Origin of the sequence: Streptomyces sp. 891-h (assembly GCF_022760275.1) — a bacterium.
GTDB lineage: Bacteria > Actinomycetota > Actinomycetes > Streptomycetales > Streptomycetaceae > Streptomyces > Streptomyces spirodelae.
Genome location: NZ_CP050693.1, coordinates 7,690,392 through 7,713,861, shown reverse-complemented (window position 1 = coordinate 7,713,861; position 23,470 = coordinate 7,690,392). Strand labels below are relative to the sequence as shown.

Annotated in this window: 17 protein-coding genes and 2 CRISPR repeat arrays (1 of these 19 running past the window's edge); of the genes, 1 reads left to right on the top strand and 16 read right to left on the bottom strand. The window is 67.7% G+C overall.

What is annotated here, in order from left to right; translation table 11 throughout:
- Positions 1-1,078: direct repeats of the CRISPR family, unit length 29 nt; unit sequence GTTGCGAGCCCTCCAGGGCTGATGACGGC (it extends 395 nt beyond the left edge of the window).
- A 115-nt stretch (positions 1,079-1,193) separates the two neighbouring features.
- The 13 genes from HC362_RS34235 to HC362_RS34175 all read right to left on the bottom strand — a co-directional run bounded on the left by HC362_RS34235 (position 1,194) and on the right by HC362_RS34175 (position 16,995).
- Positions 1,194-2,423, bottom strand: a complete 1,230-nt coding sequence (locus HC362_RS34235) for an IS110 family transposase (RefSeq protein ID WP_243088933.1) — start codon at positions 2,421-2,423, stop codon at positions 1,194-1,196.
- Positions 2,424-2,669: 246 nt separating this feature from the next.
- Complete coding sequence (locus tag HC362_RS34230; RefSeq protein WP_243088932.1) at positions 2,670-2,924, bottom strand: CRISPR-associated endonuclease Cas2; 255 nt, start codon at positions 2,922-2,924, stop codon at positions 2,670-2,672.
- A 15-nt stretch (positions 2,925-2,939) separates the two neighbouring features.
- A complete protein-coding gene (cas1b, locus tag HC362_RS34225; RefSeq protein WP_243088211.1) occupies positions 2,940-3,923 on the bottom strand; it encodes a type I-B CRISPR-associated endonuclease Cas1b in 984 nt (327 codons plus the stop codon).
- The gene (locus tag HC362_RS34220) at positions 3,920-4,435 is read right to left on the bottom strand and encodes a CRISPR-associated protein Cas4 (RefSeq protein ID WP_243088210.1); all 516 of its coding nucleotides are present in this window, start codon (positions 4,433-4,435) and stop codon (positions 3,920-3,922) included. The genes cas1b and HC362_RS34220 overlap by 4 nt, the downstream gene beginning before the upstream one ends.
- Positions 4,432-6,825, bottom strand: coding sequence for a CRISPR-associated helicase Cas3' (gene cas3, locus HC362_RS34215; protein WP_279240168.1), 2,394 nt, complete (start codon positions 6,823-6,825; stop codon positions 4,432-4,434). Before cas3 ends, HC362_RS34220 begins: the two co-directional genes overlap by 4 nt.
- A 35-nt stretch (positions 6,826-6,860) precedes the next feature.
- On the bottom strand, positions 6,861-7,598 hold the full coding sequence (locus tag HC362_RS34210; RefSeq protein ID WP_243088209.1) for a CRISPR-associated protein Cas5: 738 nt from the start codon (positions 7,596-7,598) through the stop codon (positions 6,861-6,863).
- Entirely contained in the window at positions 7,582-8,655 is a 1,074-nt protein-coding gene (gene cas7i, locus HC362_RS34205) for a type I-B CRISPR-associated protein Cas7/Cst2/DevR (protein ID WP_243088208.1), read from the bottom strand. The genes HC362_RS34210 and cas7i overlap by 17 nt, the downstream gene beginning before the upstream one ends.
- 2 nt (positions 8,656-8,657) lie before the next feature.
- On the bottom strand, positions 8,658-10,100 hold the full coding sequence (locus HC362_RS34200; protein ID WP_243088207.1) for a hypothetical protein: 1,443 nt from the start codon (positions 10,098-10,100) through the stop codon (positions 8,658-8,660).
- Positions 10,097-10,402 (bottom strand): CRISPR-associated endoribonuclease Cas6, encoded by a 306-nt coding sequence (locus HC362_RS34195; protein ID WP_243088206.1) that lies wholly within the window; start codon positions 10,400-10,402, stop codon positions 10,097-10,099. Before HC362_RS34195 ends, HC362_RS34200 begins: the two co-directional genes overlap by 4 nt.
- 744 nt (positions 10,403-11,146) lie before the next feature.
- A CRISPR array of direct repeats spans positions 11,147-12,688; the repeat unit is 29 nt; unit sequence GTCGTCATCAACCCTGGAGGGTTCGCAAC.
- A 322-nt stretch (positions 12,689-13,010) separates the two neighbouring features.
- Complete coding sequence (locus HC362_RS34190) at positions 13,011-14,168, bottom strand: hypothetical protein (RefSeq protein ID WP_243088205.1); 1,158 nt, start codon at positions 14,166-14,168, stop codon at positions 13,011-13,013.
- Between the two features lie 848 nt (positions 14,169-15,016).
- Positions 15,017-15,349 carry a helix-turn-helix transcriptional regulator gene (locus tag HC362_RS34185; protein ID WP_243088204.1) on the bottom strand — a complete coding sequence of 111 codons (333 nt, stop codon included), beginning with the start codon at positions 15,347-15,349 and terminating at the stop codon, positions 15,017-15,019.
- Positions 15,346-16,476: a site-specific integrase gene (locus HC362_RS34180; RefSeq protein WP_243088203.1), complete on the bottom strand. Its 1,131-nt coding sequence runs from the start codon at positions 16,474-16,476 to the stop codon at positions 15,346-15,348. Before HC362_RS34180 ends, HC362_RS34185 begins: the two co-directional genes overlap by 4 nt.
- Positions 16,477-16,641: 165 nt before the next feature.
- Positions 16,642-16,995, bottom strand: coding sequence for a hypothetical protein (locus HC362_RS34175; protein WP_243088202.1), 354 nt, complete (start codon positions 16,993-16,995; stop codon positions 16,642-16,644).
- Positions 16,996-18,496: 1,501 nt separating this feature from the next.
- Between HC362_RS34175 and HC362_RS34170 the strand changes: the two genes are divergently transcribed.
- Positions 18,497-19,756 carry a hypothetical protein gene (locus HC362_RS34170; protein ID WP_243088201.1) on the top strand — a complete coding sequence of 420 codons (1,260 nt, stop codon included), beginning with the start codon at positions 18,497-18,499 and terminating at the stop codon, positions 19,754-19,756.
- A 290-nt stretch (positions 19,757-20,046) separates the two neighbouring features.
- Here HC362_RS34170 and HC362_RS34165 read toward each other — a convergent pair whose 3' ends face one another.
- The 3 genes from HC362_RS34165 to HC362_RS34155 form a co-directional block, all read right to left on the bottom strand.
- Positions 20,047-20,526 carry a diadenosine tetraphosphate hydrolase gene (locus HC362_RS34165; protein WP_243088200.1) on the bottom strand — a complete coding sequence of 160 codons (480 nt, stop codon included), beginning with the start codon at positions 20,524-20,526 and terminating at the stop codon, positions 20,047-20,049.
- Positions 20,527-21,160: 634 nt separating this feature from the next.
- A complete protein-coding gene (locus HC362_RS34160) occupies positions 21,161-21,682 on the bottom strand; it encodes a hypothetical protein (protein ID WP_243088199.1) in 522 nt (173 codons plus the stop codon).
- Between the two features lie 19 nt (positions 21,683-21,701).
- Positions 21,702-22,907 carry a hypothetical protein gene (locus tag HC362_RS34155; RefSeq protein WP_243088198.1) on the bottom strand — a complete coding sequence of 402 codons (1,206 nt, stop codon included), beginning with the start codon at positions 22,905-22,907 and terminating at the stop codon, positions 21,702-21,704.
- Between the last annotated feature and the right edge of the window lie 563 nt (positions 22,908-23,470).

Genomic DNA, 23,470 nt, shown 5'->3' with positions numbered 1-23,470 from the left:
GTTGCGAGCCCTCCAGGGCTGATGACGGCCGTCATCGTGAAAGCTCTCGCAGCCGCCGGATACGGGTTGCGAGCCCTCCAGGGCTGATGACGGCCAGGGGCTGTACTGCCCCGCTTGGAGGCTGTGGCAGCGTTGCGAGCCCTCCAGGGCTGATGACGGCCAGGGGCTGTACTGCCCCGCTTGGAGGCTGTGGCAGCGTTGCGAGCCCTCCAGGGCTGATGACGGCGCGTACGCCGCCCGGTACCCGCGACGGCCGTCGACACGTTGCGAGCCCTCCAGGGCTGATGACGGCGTGACCTACCGCCTGATCATCCCGCCGGACATCCGGGTTGCGAGCCCTCCAGGGCTGATGACGGCTCGCCAACGTGAGCGTCAAACCGGGTGTGGGCAAAAGTTGCGAGCCCTCCAGGGCTGATGACGGCCGGCTCAGGCTCCGGCCCGCTGTCGCTGCGGGTGCTGTTGCGAGCCCTCCAGGGCTGATGACGGCCGGGAAGCTGGCGCCCGGCGTGACCACCACGAAGACGTTGCGAGCCCTCCAGGGCTGATGACGGCGGGCTGCCACGGGGCGGCGGGCGGGGCGTGCCTGCGTTGCGAGCCCTCCAGGGCTGATGACGGCCCCGCACCGTGGCCTTGTTCGCCTTGTCGGCCGCCTGTTGCGAGCCCTCCAGGGCTGATGACGGCCCAGGACATCGCCAACGTCACCCAGTGGGAGCCGACGTTGCGAGCCCTCCAGGGCTGATGACGGCCGCCGCCAGCACGTCCTCGGGTGTGCCGCTGCTGCGGGTTGCGAGCCCTCCAGGGCTGATGACGGCCCCGGCTGTCGTGCTCCCCGCCTCTGCGGGGGTGATCGTTGCGAGCCCTCCAGGGCTGATGACGGCCCCTCGCACGGCTCCTCGCCCCGGTACACGTGGGCGGGTTGCGAGCCCTCCAGGGCTGATGACGGCCCCAGCCCGACCGGATGCGCACCCGACGTGTGGACTGGTTGCGAGCCCTCCAGGGCTGATGACGGCCCTGTAGAGCAGGTCTCCGGTGAGCGGGTCGGTGAACACGTTGCGAGCCCTCCAGGGCTGATGACGGCCGCGAGGGTAAAGCCCCTGGTCAGAGCCTTGCTTTGTGGGGCGGTTCCGGCGTGTTCTGCAGCGACTCGGCGGTAGTGCAAACGTGCTGGTCAGACATCCCATGGCCTTTGAATGTCAAGCGGCGGGTGCGGGGGTTGCGTGGTGTGACCATGCGGTGGCCTCGTCGTAGAGGGTGCGGGTCTTGAGGCAGCCGTGGAGTATGCCGACGAGGCGGTTGCCGAGCTGGCGCAGGGCGGGGTTGTAGCCGGCGTCGCGGGCACGCTGCTTGTCGTAGTAGCGGCGGGCGCCGGGCGAGGCGTTGATGGCGGAGAACGCCTGCCTGTGGAGGGCGTCGGCGAGGCGGTCGTTGCGCGCGAAGCGGGCATGGACGGCGTGGGTTCTGCCGGAGGCGCGGGTGATCGGGCTGGTGCCGGCGTAGTTCTTGCGTGCCTTCGCGCTGGTGTAGCGGGTGGGGTCGTCTCCGAACTCGGCCAGCACCCGGGCGCCGGTGACCGTGCCGATGCCGGGCATCGACAGGTAGATCTCAGCGTCCGGGTGCGCGAGAAAATGCGCGCTCACCTGCTCTTCCAGGGCGGCTATCTGCTCGTTGAGCGCGATCAGCATCTTCGCGTGCGCGGTGGCCGCCGCGGCGTAGGCGGCAGTCAGCGGGGCGGCGACGCCGAGCTGGGGCTCGCGCAGCGCGTTCTGGATCGCGCTTGCCTTCTGGTCACGGTGGTGGCGGCGGTGCCGGGCCAGGACCGCGGTGATCTGGGGCTTGGCCAGCTTTGCCGCCTGCTCCGGGGTGGGTGCCTTGATCAGGAGTTCCAGGGCGTCGGTGCTGGTCAGCTCCAGGACAGCGTAGGCGGTCAGCGCGCCGGGGAAGTACTCACGGAGAGTGCTGCGCAGGCGCTGGAAGGTGCGGGTGCGTTCCCAGATGAGGGTCTGGTGGGCACGGGCGACGACCTTGACGGCCTGGGCCTGGTCGCTGTCGCCGGCGACGGGCCGCAGTTGGGCGCCGTCGATGCGGACCATGTCGGCCAGCGCGTGGGCGTCGCCCTTGTCGCTCTTGGCTCCGGAGGTGCCGTACCGCTCCTTGAAGCGGGCTGCCTGCTTCGGGTTGACCGCGTAGACGCGGTAGCCGGTCGCGATCAGTGCCTGGACCCATGGTCCGCGGTCGGTCTCGATCCCGACCACCACGTGGCCGGGCTCCAAGTCCTCGCCGCCGTGCCGGGCGATGAGGGCGTGCAGCTTCGCTATGCCCTCCACACCCTCTGGCAGCCGCGCGGTACCCAGCCTGCGGCTGGCGTTGTCCTGCACCTCGACATCGTGGTGGTCTTCCGCCCAGTCGTCGCCGATGAACAGCAACTCTCTCCCCAGCTTCTCTCGTGCCTTCCGTCTGTGCAGCCCGCGGAAGGCACGGCTCACGTTCTAACGGATCAAGTGCTCACGCCCAACCTGCCTGGCGGGCACGCCATCCCATCAGCAGTCAGGCCCCCCGGCCGACCAGCAGGGGCACGGTCTGACCACAGAACTCGCAGTGGTTCCGAGGAACGGAGTGCTCACCTGCTGGCGGCTACGGACCGTAGTCTCCCTCACGGCCCGACAGGCCCATTAGAGGATGTCGCCCGGGCCCCCGAGGTGGGTGCCGAGGTTGGCTGTTTCGATGAGGTCGGGTGATCGACTGGTGTAGGTGACGATGCTGTCATAGGTGGGGTCGATTGTGTCTTTCAGCAGCGTCATCAGAGCTCGGTACTGGGCTTTGGTGAGTTCGCCCTGGAATACGCTGCGCTGGGTCCAGTGAAGGTATTTTCGGCAAGTCTTGAGGACCTTGGGGTTGCGTTCGACAGCTGTGTCGTAGACGAGGATGACGAATATGTGGGGTCACCACCAGGGTCGGAAAGGTTTGTAGGGGGTTTTTTCGAGGCATAGGCGGACGATTTTGAGTGCTTCGAGGTGGATGAGTTCTTCGTAGGTGACCTTTCGTTTGAGGGTGCGGTGGTAGATGGTCGTGGCGAGTTCTTCCCGCATCAGGGCAGAGATCTTCTTGCGGCCTTGTGTGCTGAGTGAGGCGCTGGCGACGTCTGTTTCGAAGTCGTTTCTGGTGAGAATTTTCTGGGCGGCGGCTCGTTTGAGGAGTCGTTCCGCGAAGAGTGGTTTGAAGGGTTCGGCGAGGTCGAGGGCGAGGGTGTTGCGGCGGCGGTCTGTGTCGGCGTGCAGAAAGCCGATAGCCGGGTGGAGGGGGGTGGTGCGCAAGGCTGTGAGGACGCGGGCGTAGACGAGGGCGTTGAGGTAGCTGATGAAAGCGTTGCCTGCGTTGGTGGGTGGGCGTCGGGTGCGTCCGTTCAGGCGCAGCCATGGTGGTAGGTGGGTGTCGAGTGTTGCCCAGGCGGTGCGGCGGAAGTTGCCTTCCTGGCCCATGGCCTCGTCGCTGGTGGTGCAGTGGGGCAGTGCTGTCTCCAGCGTGGCGAGGGCGGGGTCGAGGTGGGTGGTCTCCAGTGCCCATCGGATGTTGTGGGCGGTTGTGGAGACGAGGGATCGGGCGATGGTCAGGCGCTGTTCTGGTTTACTGGTGAGTTCGACTTGGCGGCGGACGGCGCTTGCGGAGGACATGGAGTCGGCGGGGGCGAAGTGGCCGGCGTGGTTGCCGTAGTGGTCGAGGATGTGAACGGTCACGCCGTGCCTGCTCAGGAGCGCTATGGCTGAGGTGTTGATGTCGACGTGGTCGAAGGTGACCAGGTCGCGGATGTCGGTGATGGGGATGCGGACCGGGCTGCCGTCGGGGCGTTCGATGCGGATGCTGTTGTTCTCGCGTCGGATGCGGCAGGGCTCGGTCAGCCAGTAGGTGCGGCCGGCTGCGGGCATCATTCTCCCCAGCAGTAGTCGAGGTAGGAGCAGCCGCGGCATTGGCTGCGGGGTAAGCGGGGTGGTGCGTGTGGGGCGGCGAGGATGCTGCGGGCGCGGTGTTCGTCGGTTTCTGCCTGGGCCCGGGCCTCGGCGTTCCAGTCGACGGGGGTGGTGCGGCGGATGAGGGGGTAGTGGATGGTGCCGCCTTGTACGGTGATGCCGCGTCGCTCCAGCAGGAGGCAGTAGTGGCGCACCTGGGCCGCGTGGGCGGGGTTGGGGGCGCGGGATGATTTGGTTTCGTGGACGACCGCGCCGGTGGTGACCCAGTCGATCTTGGCTTCGCCGAGGTCGATGTCGCGTCGTCGGGTGAAGCTGGTCTCGTCGACGACTTCGCCGAAGGAGACGAGGTCGCTGCGGTGTTCGGGGCGGTATCCCTTGCCGTAGAGCCACAGTTGGCGGGGGCAGTGGTGGAGGTATTTGATGTGGACTCCGCCGATGGTGTTCTCGTCGTCGGCGGTGTGTGTGGGGTTCACAGGATGGTCTCTCCCGGGGCGGCCGTGTGGTTGGCGGCTGGTTCGGCCAGACCTGTGTCGGGGTGGTAGTCGCTGGTGACGACGTGGACTTTCAGCCGCTTGTCCAGGTAGGCGTTCCCGGTTTTGTGGTGGGCGGAGTAGGTGCTGTAGGGCATGGGGATGAACAGGCCGGCCGCGAGGAGTGGGTCGGAGTCCTTGCCCTTGAGGTGGCTTTCGAGGACGGGAAGGTCGGCTTGGCAGATGGCCTCGATGCCGTCGAATTCCTTGTTGAGCCGTTCGGCGAACTCACCCCGGTCGTGGAAGGGCTCGGGGAAGGTGAGGAAGGCGTCGGTGAATTCGTCCCGGGCCCGGCGGGCGCGGCGGGACCATTCGGTGCCCCAGGGGGTGTCGTAGGTGAGGGCGAGGAGGGTGTCGATGTCCTGCTCACTGAGGGTGTCGGTGCCGCTGTGCACCAGGGTGGTCAGTGCGTGCCAGGAGGCGGCGAGGGCGTCTTTGTCGTAGGGGTGGTGGCTGTCGGGGTGGTGGACGTGGAAGGGGACGGGACCTTCGGGGTGGAGGCCGCGGCGGTTGACGCGTCCGGCGCGTTGGGCGACGGCTTCGATGGGGGCGGTCTCGGTTGCGCCGCGGTCGAAGTCGAGTTGGAGAGAGACCTCTACGGTCTGGGTGGCGACCACGAGCCCTCCCCGGCGCGGGGTTGCGTTGCGGGAGGTGCGCTCGGGGTGCCGGGCCAGGAGGCGGCGTTCGATCTGGGCGCGGTCGCTGTTGCGGAAGCGGGAGTGGAGCAGGAGGGCCGCGTCCGGGTCGCCGGGGCAGGTTTGGCGGGCTGTGTCGGCCAGCTGTGTGAACAAGTGGCGCGCGCGGGCGACGGTGTTGGTGACGGCCAGCGCGCTGTATCCCTCCCGGAGCCAGGTGGCGAGCTGGTCGATGCTGTGCGGGTCGGTCAGCGGGGTCTCGTCGAGGACGAGGCGGTGGCGGTCGGGGCTGGTCCCTGGGGGGGCGTGGTGGACGGTGACCGGGTGGGAGCGGTTTTCCTGCAGGAGGTCGGTCATGCAGGGGGCGAGGGTGGCCGAGAGGACGGCGAAGCGGCTGCCCAGGCGTTCCCACAGGGACATGGCTGCGCACAGGCGTCCGAAGGTTTCCGGGTCGTAGGCGTGCAGCTCGTCCATCACGAACATGCTGTTGGCCTGTTCGAGCAGTACTGATGAGTGGGACGGGCCTGCGATGGCGCCGCGCAGGAGCTGGTGGGGGGTGGCAACGCGGAGGCGCTGGAGGAACAGGCGCATGGCGGCGGCGCGGGTGCGGGCCTGGCGGGCCATGGCCGCGGTCGGTTCCTTCGTCTCGCCGAAGGGGCACTCGTCATCGAGGGCTTCGGTCAGCAATGTGTGGGCGAGGCTGCCGTGCAGGAGGCCGATGTCCGGTCGGTCCTGGTCGCTGCCGGGTTGCAGCGTGCGGCGCATGCGGTCGCGGGCGGCGTTGAGGGAGGCACGGTAGGGCAGTGTCCACACCAGGCGGGGCCGGCCCGGCATGGTGGAGAGCTGCTGGGCCGCCCATGCCAGGCCCGCTTCGGTCTTGCCGCTGCCCGTGGGGGCGACCAGGATCATATGGCCGTCGGTGGCCGCGGCTGCCTGCTGGTGAGGGTAGGGCGTGCGTTCCTTGCGGAGGCGCGCGAAGTAGTCCTCGGGCAGCGGCATGTGCTGGTGCAGCTGGTGGTGGGCGGAACCGGCGTGATCGGCGAGGGTGAGTGCGCCCTGGGCCAGGACAGCCAGCAGCCCCGCATCCGTTTCGACGGGTCTGGACCAGAAGTCGAGGAGTTCCTGCAGGGTCAGACGGGCGCGCTCGGCCAGGGTGAGATCGCCCCTCTGGCAGGCGGGAGGATCGATACCGAGCGCCCCGGCAAGCCAGGCGGTCAGCTCCCGGTGCACCGCTCCGGTGACTTGGATCTGCTCGACGCCCAGATGCCTGCGCCGGGTGAACGCCTCCGTCCAGTCAGTGGTGTGGTTGTATTGCTGGGACAAAGCCAGCTTCGTCCCTCCGCCTCCCGGGAAGAGCGCGCGGTGGTGCGTGGCCACCAGTGTGGCGATCATGAGGCGGTCCTCGGTGCTCCATCCGGCCGCAGGCGCGAGCAGATCGACGTAGGCGAGGGAGAGCACCTCATGCCGCTGGCCCCAGGCAACGGCCCCGGGAGCGAGCTGCTGCTGGAAGCCTTCCGCGACTTTCCCCGCATCGTGCAGGAGCGCTGCGGCATGTACCCACTCCCACAAGCGAGGCGCCTCGCCCAGTACGCCGGGCGAGGCGATGCGCTGGTGGATCTGCCGGGCCGCCTCATACACAGCGCGGGAGTGAGTGGTCAGCCTCTCCGGGTCGTGGACGGGTTTGGACTTCGCGCGCACCTGCGGCAGCCGCCGCGGCGGTTTCGCACCCGGGCTTACGGGTCGAGGAGCCATACTGCCTGCCTTCCGCTGTCCTCCTCACACAAGGCCCCGTGCACCCGGCTGAGGCCGGCCGGTGTCTCGGACCACAGATAGTCCGCCAGGTGTGTGGTCATCCGGTCCGGGCTGATGCTCGCCGCCAGACGGTAGGGCATCGCCTCGGGCGCCTCGTGACCGCCCGAAGGGGCCAGGGCATGCCCCACCACGGCGTGCTCCGCCGGGCAGAGGGTGACTTCCCGGACGCCCAGGGGGTGGACGAGGTCCTGGGAGCGGCCCAGGCGCAGTGGCCATCGCGGACGGCGCAGCCCCTCCGCCAGCCGCCGGCCCTCGGGGCCGGGAAGCCACACCACCAGATGGACATCGGCGCGGAAGGGGCGGTCCCGGATGGTCATGCCGCCCTTGCCTGCCCGCACCCGTCCGGCCACCGCCGGGTTGGTGCCATCGGCGCCGATGGGATGGTAGGTCTCCGCATCCACCCCGCTCCCCTCCGACCAGGCGGCGATACCCACCGGGGAGTTCTCCACGAGCCGGCCTGATGCGGCAGCCAGCAGACCCCGCACCGTCGAGGGCGGCGGAACCGGAAGACCATGAGTCAGGCCCGGGAAGAGCGGATCCTTGAACGAGGCCACTGGGGCATGGAACTGCGCGCGCCAGGCCCGCAGCGCTCCCCCGGCCGACGTGCCCGGCCCCTCTCCCCCTGCTGCGGGGCGCGCGGCCTCAGCGCTGCGGCTCATCGCGCTGCGGGTCATCGAACCAGCCGTCCAACTTGCCCTCCCGCAACTCCGCGGCCAGAGCCCGCAGGACTGTGCGGGGGTGGTCGATCACCATCCGGCCCTCGGCCAGCTCGCTCGCACACGCGCGGCGGAAGTCCTCCAGCAGATCGTCCCGGAAGCCGGGCCGCCAGCCGACCCGTACCGGGGCCTCCCACTCGCCCGCCCAGGCGTCCAGCTCCGCCCGCAGCACCTCGCCCCGCACCCGCAGACCGGTACCTTCGACCCCGTCGATGCAGTTGGCCAACGGGTTGATCCCGCCCTTGAACGGCACCAGCATCACCAGCGCCGGCACCCGGTCACCGTAGTGGAGCGCCTTCTTGGCGCCGCCGCTGAGCTGCGCGAGCGCCTCCAGCAGCAGCGCCGCCCGATCGCGCCGCTCCTTAAGGGGCAGCCGCACCGCGTCCTGGTCCCGGAACTGTGTGGCCACCGCCCCGGCCGCGGCTGCTTCCGCTGCCTGCAGCGCCTGCTCTTCGGTCAGGTAGTTCGGCCGCCCGCCTGCCCCTCCTGCTCCGGGCAGCGTGAACGTCCCGATCCGCGGCAGGTCCAGCAGAAAGGGAGCAGCCAGGTCGGCCGTGTAGAACTCATGGCCGTGCAGCACCGGCTCCTCCACACCGCGCGACATGACGCCGAAGTCCTGCGTGGGCTGTGTCGGCTCCACCGACATCAGCGTGCCCAGCATGAACGGGCTGTCCCTCAGGGTGGTGGCCGCGTCGTCCTTCTTCGCACCAGCCCGCATGTAGCCGAACAGGTCATCATCCGCGTAACGAACCGGATCAGCCGCGGTGTTGGCTTTCTGCGCCTTCCCCTGGGCCTTCCCCACCCGGGTGACGGGCGAGGGCAGGGCACCGAGTTCGACCATCCCGTCCCGGACCCAGCGCCGCGCCGCCTGCGCGGAGATGTAGGGGTAGGCCTGCCCGCGGATACGGGCGAACTTCACCCGCGCCGTGGTCTCCTCACCCCGGCCGTTGTTCGGCGCACCCGCCTCGACGGCCAGGACCATCTTGCCTGCCAGATACATCGCTACATCGCTTCCTGGTCGTCGTCGTAGGGGGAAAACAACTGCTCGTCGGGGTCGGCTTCCAGATCGGCACCCGCTTGGTCCTCGCTGTCAGGCCGCTCACCGATGGGCACCCCGCGCTCTTGCAGGAGCTGCACCACGCCGGCGGCGAGCAGCATGCGCTGTTCCCAGGCGCGGGGCCGCTGGGTGATCAACGGCTGCCATTCCTGCGGTCCGGCCGCTACCGGGCGCCCGTCCAGGGCCAGGCGGAATTGCGCCCGCACCAGGAGCTGGCCCAGCTTGTAGTCGCTCAACGCCACGGTCCGGTATTCCGCCAGCCGCCCCCTCGGGCTGCCGCTGCCGTGCTCGATCCAGTCCGCCAGCAGCTCCGCCACCGGCTGCTGATACCCCGCCACACTCACCCCGAGTACCTCCTTGGCATAGTCGAAGGCGAGCCGCGTGAGCACCGCCCGTTCCTCAAGCGCCCATGCACGCTCGCGCGGAAGCAGCAAGAGCCGGTACAGCTGCATCAGCAGGGTGCGGCCCTGCCCGTCCTCGGCTTCGAACAGCAGCCGCGCGGCCTCCGCCCGCCCGTCCGTGGTGCGCCTGCCCTCCCCGTCGAACCGCGTCAGCTCCCGCACCAGCAGCTTCCACGCCCGCCGCAGCGGCTCGTTGCCCTGCACCAGGGCCAAAAACCGCGAGGCCGCGCGGCGTGTCCGCGTCACCCGCAGCCACGGTTCCTGGTTGTCGTTCTTGAAGTGCCACAGCGTCGCAGCCCGCGGCACCTGACCCGCCACCTGCCACAAGGCCGCCACAGCCTCCCGTTCCGGACGGGCACCGGCCGGCTGAGCCCCGAACCCGGCCTGCAGGATCCGCCGCGCACGCGCCACATTCCGGCTGACGAACCGCTGCTCTGCCGCCTCCTCCTCACACGACATCACCGTCACCGAGCCTGCCGTCACCCACGCCCCGTACGGAAGCGCCCAGGCCGCCACCCGGCACCCCCGGCACACCGGCCACCCCGCCACCCCCGGCGGAAGCGTATTGAGCGCCTTGTTCGTGTCGAACAACGGCAGGGCACTCTTCGTCCACACCGTTCCCGCCGGCCGGCTGCAGAACGTACAAGGCCACGTTCGTCCCCCGCCCACCACCTGGTCGGGGGCGAAGAGAGCCGCGATGTCCGGCTCCAATAACCGCCGCTCGCGGGGCCGCTTGGAATGAGTGGCCTTGGAATTCGGAAAGAGAGCGAACAGCACCTTCCACCAGTCGTATGCGGCATCTTCCTTGGCCGCAGTCGCCGCCGCGCACACATCCGCGGTCAACCGACCGGCCACCGCGTCAAGATCCGCCGATGTCACCCGGGCCCCGTCACTTTGACCGGCCAGCTCCATGACAGCCCAGGCCCCCGCACGCTGCAGCGGATGCATCGTCACGGCCAACGCGTCCGCCTGGGCGACATCGTTCATCGAATCCACCCGAAGCCCTGCACGGTATCCAGTCCCAGCCCCCACGAACGCAGCGCCTCCAGCGCCTCGGTCTTCCCCGCCAGCGCCACCCGCACCTGCGCACCGATCCGGGGAGCCCCGCGCACCTCAAACCGGCGCCGCGGCCCCGCATCCAGCACCCGCAGACCGCCCGGAGCCGGAAGGCCCAGCACATCCGCCTTGTGCGCGAGATTGTGCTCCAGGCGCTCGACGAACCCCTCATCCCCGGGGAGCAGATACCGGTCCTCCCACTTGATCACCACCGGCGTGGCCGTCTCCCACACAACCTCGCCACCCCCTGGCGACTCCAGGGACGTAGCAGCGCCAGGCTCATCCAAGGTGAAACCCAGCACCCTCAACCGCGTACGCCCCCACGACAGCACCGTCCGCCCCGCCAGCCCACGAATCAGCGCGGATGCGATCTCCGGAACCGGAGACCCGAACCACACAGACCCATCCCGCGAAGTCGTATACAGCCCCGCCTTCCGCGGCGCCCCCCGGAACTGCGGACTCGTCACCCCCAACGGCCGCAAGGAATGACCACCCCACCCCTCGTCATGCAACTTCCGCGCTAACTCCGCATCCGCCGCCCCAAGAACCTCATACGCCACCCCCCGGGCAGGACCATGCACATCCCCCCAGGCCAACCGCGGCACATCCGCAGCCACATCAACCCTGATCCGCACCTTCTCCCCTCCCCCACCAGGCTCTTCCACAACCCAGTGCACATACTCCGGCACCCTACGCACCTGGCCACATTGTTCGGATGAACATGAAAAAATAGGCTTCGTGCTCCGCTTCATGTGCTAGATGCACCACACTTGGCAGCAGCCCTCCGGCACGGAGAGGAACCTAACGCCCCCCACTGACAACGCTCACCGTTACGGACAGGCGATCGATGAGCGCCGTGCCGTCGCCCCTCCCGAACCAACCGTCTGACCTGCATATGTGCACTACCGACGGGTCGCGGCAAAACAGGCCCTACGAAGACCGCCGAACCGTACAACCACCAGCGCCTTTACCCTCGCGTCGTCATCAACCCTGGAGGGTTCGCAACCCGAGCTGGCTGAGCTGGACGAGACGCACCAGGCGCCCGCGTCGTCATCAACCCTGGAGGGTTCGCAACCGGCATAGCGAACCGGGCCAAAGGCATGGGCTCCTGGTCGTCATCAACCCTGGAGGGTTCGCAACACCAAGCCAACAGCCCGCCGCCGCCCGCTCGCCCCGGTCGTCATCAACCCTGGAGGGTTCGCAACCCATGTTGCCGACGGTGTAGCTGTCGACGTTGAGGGTCGTCATCAACCCTGGAGGGTTCGCAACGTGGCATGGTGCGGAGGGGCGATCGGCCGGAGGGACGTCGTCATCAACCCTGGAGGGTTCGCAACACGCGCTCAGCGCTGAGCCGGTCCGGCCACGTCGCCGTGTCGTCATCAACCCTGGAGGGTTCGCAACCAGCACCTTCCTGTTGGGTATAAGGGTGCTCGGCAGGCCCGGGTCGTCATCAACCCTGGAGGGTTCGCAACGCCAAAGCCTCAGCGAGACACAACGCAGCCACCAGCGGTCGTCATCAACCCTGGAGGGTTCGCAACCAGGTCAGAGCCCCCTTGGCTCCCAGTTGAGCGACTTGTCGTCATCAACCCTGGAGGGTTCGCAACAAGGGCCGGAGGGCGAGTACGCCCGTGCCGTGGCAGTCGTCATCAACCCTGGAGGGTTCGCAACAACTGCCATCCGGGGATTCCCAGGTATTCCGGGAAGTCGTCATCAACCCTGGAGGGTTCGCAACCGGCGCAGCTGGTGGGTGTGCTCGTACAGGTCACCTGTCGTCATCAACCCTGGAGGGTTCGCAACGGCGGCGGCGGTCGCTGACCGTGCCGCGAGCAAGCACGTCGTCATCAACCCTGGAGGGTTCGCAACACCTATGACGTGGTGCTGCGGCCCGGCGCCGAGTCGTCGGTCGTCATCAACCCTGGAGGGTTCGCAACGGCGCCCAGGGCCTGTGGGTGCCCACCCCAGCGCTGGTCGTCATCAACCCTGGAGGGTTCGCAACCGAAGTCCCCGGGGTCCGGCGGTACCAGCGCCTTCCCGTCGTCATCAACCCTGGAGGGTTCGCAACCCGAGCTGGGCGTCGTGGACGACCGGACCGATCAGGTCGTCATCAACCCTGGAGGGTTCGCAACCGGCGCACATCAACTACCAGTACGGGCTGAGCCTGACCGGTCGTCATCAACCCTGGAGGGTTCGCAACCCCATGCCGAGCTTCCCCAGCAGGGTGGCCCGCGCCGTCGTCATCAACCCTGGAGGGTTCGCAACCGCAAAGAGCCCCCGCCCAACAGCTCCGTAACGTGTCGTCATCAACCCTGGAGGGTTCGCAACATGTTCATCTGCGGGTCGTGCTGTTCCAGCACCTCCAGGTCGTCATCAACCCTGGAGGGTTCGCAACGTGAGCGGCGGCCCTGCGCAGCGGACGGCCTGACGAGTCGTCATCAACCCTGGAGGGTTCGCAACCACAGTGGGCATTCCACGATGTCGTCCTCGACCTCGGTCGTCATCACCCCTGGAGGGTTGGGCGGGCGGCGGCGGCCTGCAGCGCGAAGTGCGGTTCACAGCGGGTGGGGCGCAGCGGATCACTGCACATCAGCAAGGAGACGGTCACCGCCCCCACGGTACTCGAACAGCGTATCGGCACGGGCTGTCAGGCAGGCGTGAAGTCGGTCCTGACCTCAGAAAACAGAGAAGCGGACTGACGCACGCAGCCCCTTCCAGCGACTCACCCTCACAATCTTGGTATCGATCAGGGGCTTCTGGACGACTTGCCTGATCACGTCACAGTCGCACTACTGGCTGGCGAACGGCAGAACCCGTGGTCAGCGCAGGACTAACCACGGGCAGAGGTTATACAACAAGCTGACCGCTACTTTGCGGCTCGGGGTTGCGACAAGAGTCCGGGGCTGCCAGGGCGCGTCCACGTGCCTGGAGGTAGGCGGTCCAGTCGGTTACCGCGCGACGGCGCCACTGCTCGGCAGTGATGACGTGCAGGCCGAGCAGCGGTGCCAGGACGGCGGGTGGCATGTCCTGGGCCAGCTGGATCAGGGCGGTTCCCCGCGATGCGCGGATGGGGATGCCGTGCGCCGTCAGTGTCCGAGCCAGTGAGGCAGAGGATCGGTGGGCGCCGGGCTGTGTGCCGGGGAAGAGCCACGGCATGGGTGAGTTGGCGCTCCAGCCGGGCTCAGGCGACTGCTCTACGAGTTCGGTGAGCAGCGTGGCGAGCGGCACCGGAAGGTGCACAGGGCTGCGGTCCAAGAGGAGGGCAGTGCGCCCGTTCTTGCTGATCAAGTCGCTGTCGGTGAGGGTGACGATACGGGTGAGGTGCTGGCCGAGGAAGAGTAGGAGCGCGCCCGCGGCACGAACGTCCAGCGGGAGTTCTTCGTCATAAAGGCACTGCTGGAGCAGGTCCCAGTGGGAGTCCTCATCCAGGCCCACAGGCTCTGCCTTGGCGCGGTGCGGGACGAGCAGGTCTTGGCTGTGGCCGCGGCGTGCTGCCCAGACCAGGAAGTCGCGGACCTCGTAGCGGGTGCTGGCGCCGCCTGCGAGCCACTGGTCGACCTGATGCTGAGTGACCTCCATTAATGCGAGTCCGCGCTCGGTTGCGAAGCTTAGGAAGTCGGCGGCGGCGTTGATACGGACGTACGCCCACTGGGCACGGCCAGGGGTGCTGGGGCTGTGGGTGGACCGGCGGCGTGCGCGGGGCATGACCGACCAGCGCACGTACGGCCGTAGGAGCGGTGCCTGCTCGGGCCACCTTGTCAGGACGCGGCCGAGGTGGCGTTCGATGCGGACCAGGTACTCGTCGCGTGCGGGTAGGACACCGAAGGTGACCAGGACTTGGCGCAGGTAGTCGATGGTTTGGGCTGTGCCACGGCCGGCTGTGGCGAGCTGGTCAAGATCGGCGTGAGTGAGCTGCCTGCTGGCTGCCGCAGTATTTGCGAGAAGCCGGGCGGATGCGGAGTTCAGCAGCCAGCGCAGGGCCGTCCGCGGGTATTCGCAGTTCATCAGCGCTTGATGAAGCGGGCCGAGCTGTCGGCTCGAAACGGGTTCTAGGTCGGCCCGCAGGGCGGTGAGCCGCTCGTCGATCGCACACCGATCACACGCGTCTGACACGAGGATGCTGCGGGGTTCGCCGCATCGGACGCATGCGTAGGGGTCGGTGTGACCGTCGCATAGCGCACAGACCCTCTGACCAGCCACCCGACTGATCAGGACCCTGATGCGCGCGCAGGCCGGGCAGGGCGCTGGCTCGCGCCGGACCTGCGCGTAACAGGACTTGCACACCGGACCGAGCGGCCAGCGTGCGCAGACCGGTGCACTGGTGCCGCACAGCGCGCACGGCGCCAAGGGCCGTGATCTGCACGTCGTGCATGGGTCCATGTGGCTGGGGCGGCCACAGCTTGAGCAGGTCCGCGAAGCCGCGACTTCGCGTTGGTGGCATGGCGTGCAGGAGTCGCCAACGGGCCGCGGGCGGGTCCGTCCACAGGTGTCGCAGATGCCGACATTGGCCTGAGCCGCCAGCGTTCCTTCACAACCGAGACACAACCGGCCGCCGGGCACCAAGCGGCGAAGCCGGCGCACCCGCCCGCACCGCAGGCACGCCGGAGTCCGAGCCCGCTCGCATCCGACTTTCCGCAGTCGGGCGATCAGGCGCTGGAGCGCCGGCGGCGCGAGCGACGAACCGCTGACCAGCGCGTCCGGATGCTCCGTGAGGTGAGCGCGCACCACAGCACGCGCCTTGGGCGCCATCTGCGCAATCAAAGCCGCCGCATCAGAAGAGGCGAGTTCGGGCAGGTGCGCGCAGATGAGATCGGCCAGTTCGGTCCAGCTGGCCGGCACCTTCGATGTGGCCATCACAGGCCCTCCGGTCGCCGCAACCTGGTCCGCCGGGCAGGCGGCACCGATCTGTCGGCCACCTCACCCGAAGCGGCCGGCTTGACAACCTGCCGTCGCACTTCCTCGACGTCAATCAGGTCGGTCGGTGTGCACTGCAGAATCCCGCACAGCGCGGCGAGCGTGTCCATGGACAGCCGTTGCGGGGGCTGGGTCACCAGGCGGAACACCTGCTCTCGCGAGAGATGCACCCCGTACTCGGCCAGCAAAGGCAACAGGTCACTGGTTTGGTACATGTCCCGCTCGGCCATCAGACGGCGCAGGTTCCAGCGAAACCCCATCCGCTTCGTCACCGCTGACCCACTTCCTCTCGTGCGGCCATTCGTTCGACACGGCGCGCAAGGGAGTCCTCGAGCAGCCGGTTGCGGTACTCGTCCGAGACCCACGTGTACAGGGCGGTCGTCGATGCGTACCGATGACCGACCTGGTCCTGCACGAACCGTTCCGGGTAGCCGAACTCGATCAGATGCGTGATGTAGCTGTGCCGCAGCGAGTGCAGCTCCAGTTCCTCAGGCAGGCCAGCATGCTGCCGCACGAGAGCAAAGACCTCGTCCAGGCGCCGCAGCCCGAGCCGACCGCACCGCTCAGTGACCCACAGCGCAGGATGCTTCCCGGCCCCGAACCGCCCACGGACCTCATCGACCCACTCCTCCAGCAGCGGCACGATCCAGTCCATCTCCGGAACGGTGAGAACTGTGCGCCTCTTGGACGGACTGCCGCGGGGTGCCTTCCCGAATCTCACCTCAAGAGCCCCGAAGCGGCCGTAGTCCTTCGCCCGCGGGTTGTGCCGCAGATCATGCAGGTCCAGCATCGACGTCTCACGCCGCCGCTTGCCGTACGTGTACACGGACTTCAGCAGCACCGCGTCACGCCAGGCCGCCAGCACTCCCTTCCGCCGGCGCTTGCGGGCCTGCTCCACACGGTCATCCGCGGCATCGAAGAGAGCCTGCAACTCGTCGTAGGTCAAGGCCCGGCGGCCCGGGTTACCCTCGAATTCGGCAACGTGATCAGCGGTGTTCCAGTCATGACAGATCTGGGCGGGAACCTGCCCGAACTCCTCCTGGCACGCAGCCGCCCACCCGTACCGGCCATCGGTGATGAAGGTGCAGAACAGCTGCAAGTCGTTCTGCTGACCACGCACGGTCGAGTGCGCGAGCGGGAGCTCACGCGACATCTGCGTGGAGAAGTACGCTTCCACGTCCTCCGCGTTCCACTCCCACGGGTAAGTGCCCGTGTAGTCGGCGAACCGCCGCACCAGGCTCAGTCGATCCGAGATCGTCTTCTTCGCCAGCAGCCGACTCTGCTGCTGTTGCTCCCACCCCTTCAACATGGCCTGGAACATCGCCGCCGCAGGATCCAGCGCCCGCACGTTTCCCAATACCACCAGGCGCATTGCGCCGGGTACATCGACAGCTCCCATGCTCACTCCCGCGGTTGCACCTGACGCAACATCGTGGCGTCGGATACGCGTCCAATGAGGAGAGAGCAGCCCCCGCCACCCAAACGAGTTACAGCCTCCGGGGACAAGAGCAGGCCAGAACGTTCCCACAGGCCGCACGCAATGATGCAGCGGACACAACTCCGCCTACTTGGAATCCCATGCCTCGGCCAGGGGCACCATGTGGTCGATATCCAGGGAGCGCGGGTTGTCGGTGGTCTTCGCGTCGTCGTAGCTGAACCACTCGCCGTCCGTCAGGAAACAGCCCGGCCCGACCTTCGGCTCCTCGGTAGCTTCCTCGATCAGGACTTCCTGCCGGGCGTTGCAGCCGTCCTTGCCGGCGTCGATCCAGTGCTTGAACTTGCTGCGCTTGTAGCCGACGCGGGGGCAGCGGCGGTGAGGAGGGGAAGAGTCAGTGCGGCGGCCGTCAGACCGCGAGCCAAAGTGATCACAGCCGGTGTTGTAGCCCCACCCACTCCCAGACCACGCCGGAGACGGCACGGGTTCACTCAACCGAGGCCACAGGGAGCCGGATAGGCTCGAGGTGCACCGCGCACGCCCGGGAGGGCGTTGCCGACATTCAGGCGGCCGACGAAGCCCCGCCGCCGACGAGATGATCGAGACGCTCATAGAGCACGCACCGCAGACGGGCGTGCCCTGGGCACCCTGGAGGGTGCCGCTCAGCGGTGCGGACAGCCGCCGGTCCTTCGCCCAGGAGGAACCCGGCACGGACCCACACGTCGCCGCTGGCCGGGAACCGGTGGACAAGTCGGCGAGCGTCGACCTCAGCCCTCTTCGTGCCGTGGCGGTTCGCCCCGGCCCGGGAGGCGCCGCCGCCCTAGATATATATGCAGGCCGATGGCTACTCCCGCGGCGGCAGTCCCCGCTGTCAGCGCTTTGAGGGCCGAGTCCATCCGATCGCTCCGGGCGGAGTCGCAGATGCGTGTGTGCGAAGCGACCGACTCCTCAGCATCGGCGGGGCCACCCTGGGCATCGCGGTAGTCGTCCACGTGACGTGTGGTTGGGGAAAGAAGGGAGCCGCACTCCGTATGCACACTCGCCGTCGGGTCGGCGGGGTCTTCGTTTGCGTAGACATCGGTCAGGGCGAAGGCGAGCGAGACGAGGAGCAGCACTGCCGAGAGGCTCCACAGTACGGCCCCTACTGCCAATCGCTCCCGCTGCTTGGGGCGCCTTTTCTGCCCTGGTCCGCGTCATCGCCCCTCTTCTCCGTGCTTCGCGCATTCTCACTGGCCTCGCCTGCGAAGGCGAGTCCCGGTGGCTCAGACCCGGCGTCGCATGGGTGAGAGTAGCCGCGGTCGGCTGACGGTGATACCGGTGCTGTGCAATTCCGGCAGGCGGGGCCAAATACCTCACGCTGTGCGCATGCGTTGGCGGCTGAGGTGTTCTTTACGATCGGCCCGTCGTCCGGATGGTCGGGGATACCATGCTCACGTCACAGAAGGTGAGCTGGGGGTTACGTTGAACTCGTTCCAAGCGGAGTGGGAGGCACTGGTCTCGCAGGCGCACCAGGCGCAGGGCGCGCGGACGCAGCTCAACTCCGCGCCCCCGGCGGGCGGCGCGGGAACCGGGCCCGGCGGGCCGGACCGGCTGGCCACGGATCCCACGGCGAAGAAGGCATCGGCGAAATACATCGACGAGGAACTGCTTTCGCATCTGCGCAGCGCGGGCCGCATGGCGTCCGAGGAGCCTGCGCCGGGGCTGCTGGGCAGCGAGCGTTCCCAGCCCGGCGGCATGATGCAGAACTGGGAGGCGTGGCAGGGCGTTGAGTACGTGCTGCGCAAGTGGGGCAAGCAGGTCCGCAACCTCGAACAGAGACTTGAGGGCGAACGAACGGGACGCACTGCGGGGCACTCGGGTGCTCTTCCAGACGCAGGATGGTCTGGTGCACAACTCCCTCACAGCGGTATCAGGCCCTTCCGCTTCCCTCCTGCCGGGGACCGAGCCCACCGGGCTGCGGCCGGCAGAGTGAGACGGACGGGCGATGACACTCTCGTTCCGCGACATCATGGCCGCCGACCCCACCGAACTAGACGACGCTGCCAAGGCGTTCAAGCGCATGAGCAAGCGTTTCGGCGAGCTGCACACCGACTACGACACACGCGTGCGCGGCACGCTGTCGCGCAGCTCATGGGCAGGCATCGCGAAGGTGAGTTACGACGAGGTGGCCCGGGTCTCCTCCGGGCAGTTTGACAGCGCCAAGCGCCAGGCCAAGAACATCACCACCCTGCTGACCCGTGCGTACCACGACCTGGCAGACAGGGAGAAGACCCTGGAGAGCCGAGTGAAGGCCGCCCAGGACGACAAGATGAGCGTTGACGGCGACGGCCGCATCACGCTCGACGCCACGAAACTCAACGAGGGCGAGCGCGTGGCCCGGGGACATGACCCCACCTACGCGGAGGCCCTTGATGAGGAGGTGGCGGCGTGGCAGTCCAGGATCGACAAGGCAGTCGAGGCCGTCAACGACGCGGACACCGCGGTCAAGAGAACTCTCATGGCCCCTGTCGAGCCGCCCGATAATCGGGCGGCCAGGGCGCACGGCTTCAACCCTGACAAGGTCGATTACGTACCGCCGGGGACCAAGAAGGACGCGGACCGGATCCTCCGCGACTACCAGGTCGACCCGGACCCGGACGGGCCCGTCCTCTACCCCCGCCACCCCGAGCTGCTCGTGGGCCCCTTGTTCGCCAAAAAGGTGAGGGAGCTCCAGCAGAGTGTCACGGCGCGAGAGGCGGACATGCTCGACGGGCTGGGCCTCAGCGGTCTGCAGGACTTCCGGGCGTCAAGGACAGGGCATTCAACACCGCCGACGCCCGCTTCCGTCCCGGCGACTGGAACGACAACCACAACGACGCGTTCCGCAACACGGTACTGGAACGCGCTGATGACGAAGAAGTACGGCGCCGAGTGGGCCGCCAAATACGCCAAGGCACATGAGGCCAGGCCAGGCAACCGTCCCGAGCGCGAGGCGATGGACCTGTACAACAACGAGGCAGGCAGGCGCATCGCCCAACAGCACCCCGACGCGAGCGAAGACGAACTGGCCGACCTCGTGGAAAAGGCCGTGCGGGACGGCGACCTGGTGGTGATCGACCGCGGCGGAGGCCGTCTGGCATTCACCGACCACATCGACTCCGCTGAGACGGGCGATCCGAAACTCAAGGCGCCTGAGAAGGCACAAGAGCACCAGTCAGACCGGAACACCGGCGGCTCGGTAGCAGGTGAGCACAGAGGAGAATGAACCGCCGTAGCGCGCACCCAGCAGCCCCGAACCGCCATCAGACTCATCCATCAGGTCCTCGGAAGCTCCGAACGTGTCCTCGGGCCCGAACGCCCCGACACGGTGATGATGAGTGAGATGCTGGCTGGAGGGAGAAGATGCCTGGGGACGTCAGGTCAGGAAACCGCCCGCCCCACGATCACCAACCGCGTCACCGACATCCTCCCGCTCAGACGCCGCCAGTGAGCTTCGGCTGACCGTCACCGATCACCGGGCCCGCCGACCTGATGGTCGGCGGGGCCCCACAGCGGTCAGGTCACCGAGCGCAGATGGTCCAGTTCGTTGCCGATCGCATCCCGCAATACGTCGTGCTGCGGACCGAGCCTGAACTGTTCGTCACTCCACCGTTTGCGCGGATAGAGCCACACAGGCTTGCCCACCAGATCGGCCGGCTCCCAGTCGAACCGCGGCCAGACATGCGCATGCAAGAACGGGTCCGTGTTCCCCAGGATCTCCAGGTTGACCCGCCGGAAAGCCGGGTCCCGCCGCCGACAGGCACGCTCGACCGCTTCACCGAGCTGGTCCATGTCGGACAGGAACGACAGCCGCTTTGCCTTCGGCAGATCCGACAGACGCTGCACATCCGGTTCATCCCCGAGCAGAACCGAGTAGCCCGGCAGGAACTGAACATCCCCGATCACCGCGAACCCCGCCGTCAGCCGTCGCAGCACGGTCGGGTTCTCGCCCCTCAGCGCAGCCTTGATCCGATCCATCCGCCAGTCACCAGTCATGGCCAAAACCTACATTCCGGTGATCAAGGACTGCTCTTAGCTCCCCATCGTCCTCACACAGTTCAAGGACGAAGCAAGTGGGGCGAGGAGGGGCCCCGGCCGTTTTCAAGGATCCCCCATCCGGGCGGCTGCGAGATTGATCTCCCACCTTGACGTGGTCATAGGACTCGCCCGGGATCGGGGGATGTGTTCCGCGGCGACACTGGCAGCGGCGAGCATGCCCTCTGGGCCGGCGCGTCCGTCGGGGCCGGGGCATGCCGGAGGGAGGTGTGGCATTTGTACCACCAGCGGCTGTCCCGGGTGCGGGTACGGGCGTGGGACCACGACATCGAACTCCTGCCCGTCGGGCATCCGGGTCTGCGCCCACGGGCCCGGCTTCTGTGTGTACTCACCATTCACCACATTCGAATAGTTAGTTTGAATGTGGTGAATGGGTCTCCTCCCGCACCCGCAGAGCACCACGCGTCACCCCGACTACGCACAGAGCAGCATTGCCATCGGAATCTGCTGATCACTGTCGACCCCGCGCCCTGTTACGGGAGTGGCCAGTCCTCAGTCTCCGGCAGTTGCCAGGAGGTGGGGTCCGTCCTGGCAGTGCCAGGACGGACCCCACCTCCTGCCGTCAGCTGTCTGCTCAAGCGGTTCCGGATGCCTGGTCGCGCCAGTCGGCACCGAAGCGGTCGGTCTGTTTGTGGACGGTGTCCGGTTGAGTCGGGGCAGGCCAAACAACCAGGAGGTAGTCCTCGAGGGGTTCCTCGGCTACCCCGTCCGGGGCGATGTCCCGGCCACGGGCATGCACCCGCACCCGGTAGGAACCGGGGCCCGCAGGAGTGAGGACCGGCAGATCGGGTGGGTCCTCCATAAGCGCACGAACGTGCATATTGCCCGTGAGTGAGGTGACGCTGTGGTCGACAACCTCGTCCCAGCCGTCCGTGACCGGCCCCCCGGACGGCGGCCGGTCACGGACCTCCACCTCGACGTTGACGTCACCGCTGCTCGCGCCGACCAGGACAATCGCACACCCCGGCTTGGAGAAGACCAGTCCGTTGGGAGCTGCGTAGTCCTCGAACGGCACGTGGTCGTCGCCGTCGGCCAGTTCGAACAAGTGGTAATCGACCGAGACGACATCGCGTGCACGCGGCACTTGTTGACTCACTGTCCTATGCCACCTTGGGTTACTTGTCGATCAGGACGAAGAACTCGTCCCCCTCCAGGACGCGGTTCTCTTTGTAGAAGGGGTTGAGGCTGTCCCGGCCGGCCGCGGAGTTCTCTGTCGCGGGGATCATGCAGGCGCTCCATCCGTCCGGGCCGGTCACTCCGGTGGGCAGGTAGGCGCTGGGGATCTGGCACCAGTCGAAGGTACGGCGTCCCGGGTTCGGGGGCGGGGTGTCTCCCGGCTGGGGCGAGGGCTGGATGCCGGTGTAGGCGCCTTCGTAGGTGGAGCGGAAGGGGTACTCGTCGCAGCTGTACTTGGCCGGACGGGGGTAGCCGCCCTTTGAAGCCTGCGGGCAGGCAGTCACTCCGTTCTTGTGCCTGAGGCGCTTATCGGTCAGGCGGGTGAGCGGGGCGCCCTGCTTCTCGGCGCCGAGGGCGTAGGCGCCGGGCAGGCCGGAAGCCTGGGCATCACGGATGTGGCGCGCGTAGTTGGGATAAGGCCCGGTGAGACTGACGACATTGACCGGGCGGAAGTTCGGTATCACGCAGCCCACCTTGGCGGCTCCGGGTATGGACTTGTCGCACCGCACGTAGAAGGGGGGCTTGGAGGAGAGCAACTGGGGCGGCATGGTCCAGGACGGAGCGTCGAACTTGTAGGCCATCGTCGTCTTCCCGAGGCCCTTGGCGTAGGGACTTTTGACGGTGGTAACGGGAAGGATCTGTCCGAACTCCACGCCGGTCATCTTCACCCGCTGCTTGGGGAAGTCCTTGTCCTCGTCGTCCAGCTTGCAGTCGCCGGTGCACTCGGTGAGTTTCTTGACGCCGCTGACGCTGATGTCGTTGATGCGGCCCCAGCCGCCGGTGGCTTCGATCGCGACCTGGTGGCCCCACACCGGGCTGTCATGGCTGGGGTAGACCACTTCCTCCTGGAGGAAGCGCAGTTGGCCGACGACCTTCTGAGTCTTGAGGTCCTTCACGTGCAGCGTCCACACCGAGACGCTGCACGCCTGGAACCGCTGGAAGTACCAGGTACCGTCACCGTTCTGGAAACACCACTCGGGCACCGGCACCGGGGTGCGGCCAGCGAACGCGCCGGCCCGCTTGTGGCTGAACTTCTCCGCCGGGGCGGCCTCCAGGCAGGCCATCAGCCCGTCTTCCACCCCGGTCTGCTGCGCTCTGGCCTTCACCTGCGAACAGGTCTGCTCCAACGCGGCGGTGCGCTGCACGGGTATCGCCTCCGGGCGCACCCGCGGATTCGCGGTCGAAGGGCCGGCTGGCTCCTGGTGCGTGACAGGCGCCTTGTCCTGCGTGACGGGAGCGGCCTGGGCCGCTGTGACCGCCTGGGCCGGTAGCAGTACCAGCCCCAGGCATATGAGAAGCCGTCTTAAACGGTGCTTCATCCTATTCCCCTGTCATATCCGAATATTCAATGGCACACGCACTCACGATCTACACATCCCACATGCGTGTTAATCACAATTCGTGCACATGTGCGCCAAATCACAGGGTCACCATCTCTGATGGCGCTCCACCAACACTGCACCGCACCGCCCCCCGGGAGCGGTGTGGCCGCGTTGGTGACTCCTCCCCCACGGCCGCTTGTTGGCGGGCCCGCGTGGGTAGCCCGCTCATTCGTTGCTGGCGAGTAAGGCGACGTTGGCTACTCGGGGGCCGTTGGCCGGCACACGCCCTGTAAGACGCGGAGTGGGCCCAAGCGATGGGTTGTCGGCGGCGCCGTCCACGCCCAGACCGCGTTACGCGCGCCCCAGGGCAGAACCGGGCCACTGCT